This is a genomic window from Micrococcus sp. KRD070 (genome assembly GCF_017168435.1).
GTDB lineage: Bacteria > Actinomycetota > Actinomycetes > Actinomycetales > Micrococcaceae > Micrococcus > Micrococcus luteus.
The window spans coordinates 21,374-29,721 of the sequence record NZ_JABFNH010000026.1 but is presented as its reverse complement, the minus strand read 5'-3'; the positions used below and the strand labels follow the sequence as shown (position 1 = coordinate 29,721).

The 8,348-nt window shown below is 73.8% G+C and carries 6 protein-coding genes; 2 read left to right on the top strand and 4 right to left on the bottom strand.

Features of this window, described 5'->3' with window-relative positions; genetic code table 11:
- Together J1M38_RS11215 and mfd are read left to right on the top strand one after the other, a co-directional pair.
- Positions 1-905, top strand: a 905-nt coding sequence (locus J1M38_RS11215; RefSeq protein WP_206501258.1) for a MauE/DoxX family redox-associated membrane protein, incomplete at its 5' end; no start/stop codon positions are given.
- Entirely contained in the window at positions 902-4,558 is a 3,657-nt protein-coding gene (mfd, locus tag J1M38_RS11210) for a transcription-repair coupling factor (protein WP_206481460.1), read from the top strand. The genes J1M38_RS11215 and mfd, both read left to right, overlap by 4 nt.
- A gap of 6 nt (positions 4,559-4,564) precedes the next feature.
- On the opposite strand, the gene J1M38_RS11205 is transcribed toward mfd, so the two are convergent.
- From J1M38_RS11205 to J1M38_RS11190, 4 genes are all read right to left on the bottom strand, one after another.
- Positions 4,565-4,897 carry a PqqD family protein gene (locus tag J1M38_RS11205; protein ID WP_206481461.1) on the bottom strand — a complete coding sequence of 111 codons (333 nt, stop codon included), beginning with the start codon at positions 4,895-4,897 and terminating at the stop codon, positions 4,565-4,567.
- The gene (locus J1M38_RS11200; protein ID WP_206481462.1) at positions 4,887-5,774 is read right to left on the bottom strand and encodes a nucleotidyltransferase family protein; all 888 of its coding nucleotides are present in this window, start codon (positions 5,772-5,774) and stop codon (positions 4,887-4,889) included. The genes J1M38_RS11205 and J1M38_RS11200 overlap by 11 nt, the downstream gene beginning before the upstream one ends.
- A 628-nt stretch (positions 5,775-6,402) precedes the next feature.
- On the bottom strand, positions 6,403-7,278 hold the full coding sequence (locus J1M38_RS11195; protein WP_206481463.1) for a low molecular weight phosphatase family protein: 876 nt from the start codon (positions 7,276-7,278) through the stop codon (positions 6,403-6,405).
- Positions 7,275-8,342: an acyltransferase family protein gene (locus J1M38_RS11190; RefSeq protein WP_145951425.1), complete on the bottom strand. Its 1,068-nt coding sequence runs from the start codon at positions 8,340-8,342 to the stop codon at positions 7,275-7,277. Before J1M38_RS11190 ends, J1M38_RS11195 begins: the two co-directional genes overlap by 4 nt.
- Between the last annotated feature and the right edge of the window lie 6 nt (positions 8,343-8,348).

The following is an 8,348-nucleotide window of genomic DNA, read 5'->3' as shown; positions in this document are numbered from 1 at the left end:
AGATTTGTATAAGAGACAGCCTGCAACCCTTCACCCTGCTGCGTCCCGTCGTCGGCCTGGTGGCCGTGGCCCTCTTCGCCGCCTTCCTCGCGCTCGTGGTCCGGGCCCAGGACGACGGCGTCTCGTGCGGCTGCTTCGGCGAGGCCTCGGCCGCCCCGATCTCCCGCACCACCGTGGTCCGCAACGTCGTCTTCCTGGCCCTCGCCGTCCTGGCCCTGGCCGAGGGGATCGTCTCGCTGGCGGTGCACGGCGCGGGCCTGGCCTGGCAGCCGCTCACCGCCTTCGGCGCCGGGGCGTGGGCGTGGGCTCTGCTCGTGTCCGTGCTGCTCGCGACCGCCGCGTTCCTGGCCGGGCGCGAGTCCGTCCCGGCCGCGCCCGACGCCGCCCCGGCGACGCCCGAGGCTGAGGCCGCCGTCGACCCGGCCGACGGTGCCGAACCCGAACGCCACCCGTTCCCGGACGCCGTCGTGGTCGCGGACGGCGAGTACACCGGTCTGCACCGGCTGGTCACGGACGGGGCCGTGGTGGCCCTGCGCCTGTCCACGGGGTGCGGCTCCTGCGCGCGGGTGATCGAGCGGCTGGACGAGTTCACGGACGCGCTCGGGCCGGTCCGGCTGCGGGTCCTGATGCCCCAGCATGCCCCCGGCGCCGACGGGGCGATCCACAGCGGCGCCGTCGACGCGTCGCTCGTGCTCGCCGACCCGGCCGGCGCCGCGTCGCAGGCCCTCGGTCTGCACTCGTTCCCCACCGCGGTGCTGCTCGGCACGGACCGGCTCACCGCCGGCGGCCCGGTGGGCGGCGCCGACGACGTCCTCGCCTTCCTCGAAGAGATCCGGGAGATCATGACCACCGAACTGCCCGCCGCCACGGACGGCTCCACCGCCACCCCGGAGGTCCGCGCATGAGCGCCCCCGAGACCACCCCCGTCCTCGCCCCGCTGCTGCCGCGCCTGCGCGCCGAACGCGCGCTCGAGGCGGCCGCCGCCTCCGCCGCCCGGCCGCTCGAGGCTCGGGGCGTCGAGCTGGAGATCGGCCTGCCCGACGGCGCCCGCGCGCCCCTGCTGACCGTCCTGGCCGAGGCGCTGGCCGAGGGCCACGGCGAGCGCGCCGCCGTCCTCGTGGTCACCGCGACCACCCGCGAGGCCGAGGACCTCGTGACCGACCTGGCCGCCTGGGCCCCCGCCGGCGCCGCCGCGCTGTTCCCGTCCTGGGAGACGCTGCCCCACGAGCGCCTGTCCCCGCGCTCGGACACCGTGGGCGCGCGCCTGGCCGTGCTGCGCCGCCTCGCCCACCCCGAGGAGCACGCGGAGGGCCCGCTGCGCATCGTCGTCGCTCCCGTGCGCGCCGTGCTGCAGCCTCTCGTGGCCGGGCTCGGCGAGCTGAGCCCCGTGACCCTGCGGACGGGGGAGGAACGGGACTTCGACGGCGTGGTGGCCGCGCTCGCGGACGCCGCCTACTCGCGCGTGGACATGGTCAGCCGTCGCGGCGAGTTCGCCGTGCGCGGCGGGCTGATCGACGTGTTCCCGCCCACCGAGGACTACCCCGTGCGCATCGAGTTCTTCGGGGACGAGGTGGAGCAGATGCGCTGGTTCTCCGTGGCGGACCAGCGCTCCCTCGAGGACACCACGGAGGACGGCTCGGGCCACCCCTCCGAGCTGTACGCGCCCCCGTGCCGGGAGCTGCTGATCACGGACCACGTGCGCCGACGCGCGAAGGAGCTGATCCCGGCCATGCCCGCCGCCGCGGACATGCTGGACCGGATCGCCGAGGGCGTGGCCGTGGAGGGCATGGAGTCCCTCTCCCCGCTGCTGGCCGAGGCCATGACGTCGCTGCCCCGCATGCTGCCCACCGGGTCGCTGACCGTCCTCGTGGAGCCCGAGCGCCTGCGCGGCCGCGCCGACGACCTGCTGGCCACCAACGAGGAGTTCCTCCAGGCCGCGTGGGCCGGCGCCGCGCAGGGCGCGGTCGCCCCGGTGGACGTGGCCGGGGCGGACCAGTCCGCCGCGGGCGGCTTCCTCACGGTGGCCGAACTCCGCGCGGCCGCGCTCGAGCAGGACCAGGGGTTCTGGTCCGTCACCGCGCTGGTCTCGGACGCTGAGCTGCTGCCCGACGCCGCCACCCTGCGCGCCACCCTCGGCGTCGCGCAGACCTTCTCGGGCGACATCGAGGCCATGGTCGCGCACACCCGTGTCCGGCTCGCGGAGGGGTGGCATGCCGTGGTCCTCACCGACGGCCCCGGCTCCGCCCGCCGTCTCGCCGAGCTCAACGCGGAGGCCGGCCTCACGGCCTCCGTGGTGGACGGGCCCCTGCCCGCCGACCTCGCCCCGGGGCGGGTCTCCATCGCGACAGCGCCCGTCGGCTCCGGCTTCACGATCCCGGACGCGCAGATCGCCCTGATCACGGAGCACGACCTCTTCGGCCGGCACCGCACCGCGGGCACGCGCGCCCCCGGGGCGCGGCTGGCCCGGAAGCGGCGCAACGCCGTCGACCCGCTGACCCTGCAGCCCGGCGACCACGTGGTGCACTCCCAGCACGGCATCGCCCGCTTCGTGGAGCTGCAGCGCCGCAAGGTCACCGGCGGCCCGCGCACCGCCCCCGGCGCCGAGGAGTCCTACCGCGAGTACCTCGTGCTCGAGTACGCGCCCTCGAAGCGCGGTGCCCCCGGCGACCGGCTGTTCGTGCCCACCGACCAGCTCGACCTGATCTCCACCTACGTGGGCGGGGAGACGCCGTCGCTGTCCAAGATGGGCGGCTCGGACTGGGCGCAGACCAAGTCCAAGGCCAAGCGCGCCACCCGCGAGATCGCCGGCGAGCTCATCCGCCTGTACTCGGCCCGCATGGCCTCGCGCGGCCACGCGTTCGCCCCGGACACCCCGTGGCAGGGCGAGCTGGAGGAGGCGTTCCCGTTCATCGAGACGCCGGACCAGCTGACCACCATCGAGGACGTCAAGAAGGACATGGAGGCGGCCGTCCCCATGGACCGGCTCGTATCCGGCGACGTCGGCTTCGGCAAGACCGAGGTGGCCGTGCGCGCCGCGTTCAAGGCGGTGCAGGACGGCAAGCAGGTGGCCGTGCTCGTCCCGACGACGCTGCTCGCCCGCCAGCACCACCAGACGTTCTCCGACCGGTTCGCCGGCTTCCCCGTCAAGGTGGCCGCGCTCTCCCGGTTCCAGACCGCCAAGGAGTCCAAGGAGGTCGTCGAGGGGCTCGCGCACGGCGAGGTGGACGTGGTGATCGGCACCCACCGGCTGCTCTCCGACCAGGTGCAGTTCAAGGACCTGGGCCTGGTGGTCGTGGACGAGGAGCAGCGCTTCGGCGTCGAGCACAAGGAGGCGCTGAAGAAGATGCGCACCAACGTGGACGTGCTCGCCATGTCCGCCACGCCCATCCCGCGCACCCTCGAGATGTCCCTCACCGGCATCCGTGAGACCTCCACCCTGGCCACCGCCCCGGAGGAGCGCCACCCCGTGCTCACCTCGGTGGGCCCGTACTCGGACCAGCAGGTCACCGCGGCCATCCGCCGCGAGCTGATGCGCGAGGGCCAGGTGTTCTACGTGCACAACCGCGTCACCACCATCGACAAGGTGGCCAAGCGCATCGCCGAGCTGGTGCCGGAGGCGCGGATCGCCGTCGCCCACGGCAAGATGAGCGAGGCCCGGCTCGAGCAGATCATGGTGGACTTCTGGGAGCGGAAGTTCGACGTGCTCGTCTCCACCACGATCATCGAGACCGGCCTGGACATCGCCAACGCCAACACCCTGATCGTGGAGGACGCCCACCGCTACGGCCTCTCGCAGCTGCACCAGCTGCGCGGCCGCGTGGGCCGTGGCCGCGAGCGGGCGTACGCGTACTTCCTGTACGACCCGCAGAAGCCCCTGGGCGAGGTGGCCCTCGAACGCCTCAAGGCCGTGGCCACCCACAACGAGCTCGGCGCGGGCATGCAGCTGGCCATGAAGGACCTCGAGATCCGCGGCGCCGGCAACCTGCTGGGTGGGGAGCAGTCCGGCCACATCGCCGGCGTGGGCTTCGACCTGTATCTGCGGATGGTGGGCGAGGCCGTGGCCGACTTCAAGGGCGAGGAGGACACCGCGCCCGCCGAGGTGAAGGTGGAGCTGCCGGTCAACGCCCACCTGCCGCACGACTACGTGCCGGGGGAGCGGCTGCGCCTGGAGATGTACCGCAACCTCGCCCAGGCCGCGGACGACGCCGCCGTGGACGCCGTGGTGGAGGAGCTCAAGGACCGCTACGGCCCGCTGCCGGAGCCGGTGGAGGCTCTCGTCGCCGTCGCCCGGTTCCGCAACCGGGCCCGAGCCGCGGGCGTCACCGAGGTGATGCTGCTGGGGCAGAACGTGAAGTTCGGCCCCGCCGCGGACCTGCCGGAGTCCCGTCAGATGCGCCTGACCCGCATGTACAAGGGCGCCCAGGTCAAGCCGGCCCTGAACGGCGTCCTCATCCCGCGTCCCAAGACCAAGCCGGTCATGGGTCAAGACCTCGTGGACGTCCCGCTGCTCGAGTGGGCGCAGCAGGTGGTCGATGCGATCTTCGCGCCGGAGGGCTGAGGCGGGTCAGGCCGTCCTCACGCGGACGAGGATGCCGTGCGCCTCGAGCATCTCGAGGAAGGCGTGGACGTCGGCCGCGACGTCGGCGGGAGCGAGGCCGAACGCCTCCGCCACCTGGACCGTGACGTCCGTCGTCGACAGCGGCACCGGCGGATCCGCGACCAGGTCGTCCTCCGGGGTGCGGCCGCCCACGAGGACGTCCCAGATCACGTCGCCCGAGGCGCTCAGCAGCAGCGGCTGACCGGCCTCGAGCGTCATGACGGCGGCCTGGCCGCCGGCGATGCGGGCCCACGCGATGTCGGGGGCGAGCGTCCAGCCCTCGGTGGTCTCAACGGTCACGGCGCACCGCCTTCGTCCAGGCCCAGCCGGCGAGTGCGCCGAGCCGAGCGCGCTGCTCGCGCCACAGGTCCGCACGGGTGACAGGCCGGCCCAGGCGCATCTGCAGATGGGGGCGGTTCACCGGGATCGTACGGGCCACGAGGACCGCCCGCTCCCGCGCCGTGGCGGCCGACCGCCACCGGGTGCGGAGCAGCTCGAGACCGCTCTGACTCTCCTGCAACGCCTGGAAGAGGGTCAGCTGCCGGGCGTTGACGCCGTCGGCGGCCTCGCCCGTGGCGACGTGCCAGGCCGCGCCCGCGTCCAGCCGGAGGGCCTCCTCGCGCAGGGCTGCCCAGCTCTCGGCGGTGAGGGACTCCCGGATGTGCCGGACGTCGAGGCCACCGCGGAACGGGTCGCGGGCCGCGTGGACGATCACGACGAGCCGCTGGTGGCGCGGGCTCGGCACCGGGACGGGCCGGCCGGCGATCACGAGGTGGGCGTGCTCGCTCCACAGGGCGTCGAAGGCCGCCTCGGGGGACGCGCCGAGGCCGGGGAAGAGCCGATGCACGTCCACATACCCCAGCTGGTCGTGCCAGAGCGTGGCCGCGTGCTGGAAGATCGACCCTTCCGAGAAGTCAGCGACCGGTTCCCAGCCGTGGGCGCGCAGGAGCTCGATGACGGCGGCGGCATCGGCCAGATGGACCAGCAGGTCCACGTCCGAACTGCGGCGGTGCTCCGGGTAGACGCCGGGCTCGGTGGCGTAGCCCTTGAGGTGCAGGCCCCGGATGCCGGCCCGGTCCAGCAGATGCGCGATGCGGGCGTGCGCGAGGCGGACGCGGACCTCGAGGTCCAGGGACGGCGGGGCGCTCGGTCGCTGTCCCGTCGCTCGTTCTCCCATGGCCGCGAGCTTAGCCGACCCAAAGGAGGGCCCGGCGGTGACTGTGCCGGATGCCCGGTGCAAAGTTAAAGGGGGTTCAGGTGGATTCGTGGACTGACGGCGCGAGACCCGCACGCTCCCGGGTGCTCCGTGTTGACGTGCCATCCATGAACGCGTGGCAGGACTCGCGATGAGCTGCGCGACCTGTCTAGATCCACCTGCAGAGTTCCATTCTCATGTTCACCGAGCATGCCGTTCCCGGCGATCGTCCCCCTGCCGCAGGGCATCCCAGACCTGGACTGGTTGCGCTAATGGGCGCGGACCGCGGGCTTCATCGGTCTTGTTGACTGCATCGCCCGCGGTCGGCTCAGTCGCCGCTCGCTCTGGTGCGGACGCGGCGGTGGAAGGTGGCCCTGCTCGTCACCGCCGCGGTGTGCGTCTTCCTCACGGGCCCTGCACCTCCATGGCGGGCTTCGCGTGCGCCGTCCTGTGGCTCTGGTCGACGCCGCAGATGGGGGTGGCGTCGTGCTCGTCCTCGCCATCCTCGGCGCCTACGCATTCTTAGGCTGCGCCTGTCCGCCCCCCGGCTGCGCACCCCTGCGCGTGGCAGTGGAGGCGGCGCCGTCCCCGAACTCTGACCGCCGGCCGGTCAGGCGCCCGTCGACTCCTCCTCCACGAGGTCCCCGTCGAGGGCCCGGGCGATCTCCCACGCCAGCAGCTCGACGATCGGCTGCGCGGTCTGCGCCATGGCGGCGTAGCCCTCGGCGGGGCCGCGGAACGGGTCCGGCAGATCCGCGTCCGGTCGCTCCCCGTGGGCGATCAGGCGGGAGCGCAGCTCCGCCAGCGCCGTGACGAGCGCGGTGACGCCCGCGCCCGGAGGGACCGCCGCGGCGAGCTCCTCGCCGTGGTCGCGCAGGAGGGTGCCCATGCCGAGGATCGTGAAGGTCCGGCGCACTGACGCGGGGTCCTCGCGCAGCACCTCGTCCAGGTGGTCGTCCGTCGCGGTCAGGACGAGGTCCTGGTCGGCCAGCGGACGCCCGGTCAGCTGCTGCGGTCGATGCTGCGTCAACGCGGCGCGGACTCGGCGGCTCGGTGCGAGGTCGAGCAGCGGGCCGGGGACGGTCAGCGCCTGGTTCGGTTCCGTGCCCGCGCTCGTGACCTCCGCGCGGCCCCGGTCGCCCAGCAGGGCGTTGAGCTGCGCCTGCAGCGCGTACTCCACGTAGGCGGAGCGGCAGATGTTGCCCGTGCACACGACGAGGACGCGGGCGCTCGGCAGGGGGCCGGGGACACGGCCGGCCGGCGTCGCATGCTGCCGCGGCGCGGCGGGGTCGGCCGGGTGGGGGAGGAACGCCGGGCCGAGCCGGAACTCGGCGAGGCGATCCTCCCGCGCCGTGGCGGCCGCCGGGGCGCCGGCGTCACCGCCGTCACCCGCCGGGTGGCCGCCGTCGCGGGTCGGCACCTCGGGCTCCTCCGGCGTCGGCGGCAGGAACGGATTGCGGATCGGGGGGCGATGATCCCTGCTCATGGGTGTGTCCTCTCCGAGGCGGTCGTGACGCGCGGCAGCGCGGACGTGACGGGGTGCGGGGGCTCCACGCGTCGCAGGCGGTGCACCGGGTGCCAGCGGCGGCGCGCCCCCGTGAACGGCTTGGACAGGGGGGTGGCGAGCAGGGCGAGGCCTGCCAGCCAGCTGAGGGCGAGCGCGAGGGCGAACTTGACGGCGTTGTCCTCCACGCCGTGGCGCGTGACCCACATCAGCACCCAGCCGTGCAGCAGCACCACCACCGTGCCCGTCCGGACCAGGGCAGTGATGACGCGGCGCAGGGCCTGCCCCGTCCCGGTGCGTCGGGCGAAGGAGCGCAGCAGCCCCTCCACCGTGGAACCGAACACGAGCACCATCCCCGCGGACATCAGGACGCCCACGGCAGGGGTGAGCACCGGCGTGCCGAAGCCGCCGAACTTGATGTTGGGCGGCTCCAGGCCCAGCCGGACCGCGCCCAGCCCGAGCAGCACCAGGCCGACGCCGATGAGCGTCCGATGGCGCCGCACGTGCGGCTGGACGCGGCGGCGGAACGTCTCGCCGCTGAGGACGAACAGCAGGCAGGGCAGGGCCAGCCCGACGCCCAGTGGCGTGCGGGCGATCGCGGAGTCCGGCACGAAGTGGGCCCACGCCAGCCCGGCCAGGCCCACGGCCCAGGCGACGGCGGACGGGAAGCGCTCGAGGAATCGGCGCAGCACCGTGGTGAAGAACAGGACGGAGATGAACCAGAACGCCCACCACGGGGGCTCCTGGTCCGCGCCCCCGTACCAGCCGGTGATCATCAGGCGCCTCAGGAGGTCGGGGTCGTCGGCGAACCACGCGAACGCGGCCACGGACATGAGCGCCGCCCACACCAGGTACGGCACCATCAGGCTCCGGAAGCGGCCCCGCACGTCCGTGGCCCAGGGGCGGCCGCGCGTCCAGAAGTAGCCGGTGAGGAAGAAGAACAGCGGCATCCGCCAGATCTCCAGGTACCGGCTGAAGGTGAGGTCCGTCAGGTACGCGTGACCCAGCACCACCGCCGCGATGGAGACAAGCCGAAGGGCGTCCACCCCCGT

Bases quoted from the DNA above. Each gene is read 5' to 3' on its own strand.
- J1M38_RS11200 (WP_206481462.1), bottom strand. From the start codon at position 5,774: ATGGGAGAACGAGCGACGGGACAGCGACCGAGCGCCCCGCCGTCCCTG.
- mfd (WP_206481460.1), top strand. From the start codon at position 902: ATGAGCGCCCCCGAGACCACCCCCGTCCTCGCCCCGCTGCTGCCGCGC.
- J1M38_RS11195 (WP_206481463.1), bottom strand. From the start codon at position 7,278: ATGAGCAGGGATCATCGCCCCCCGATCCGCAATCCGTTCCTGCCGCCG.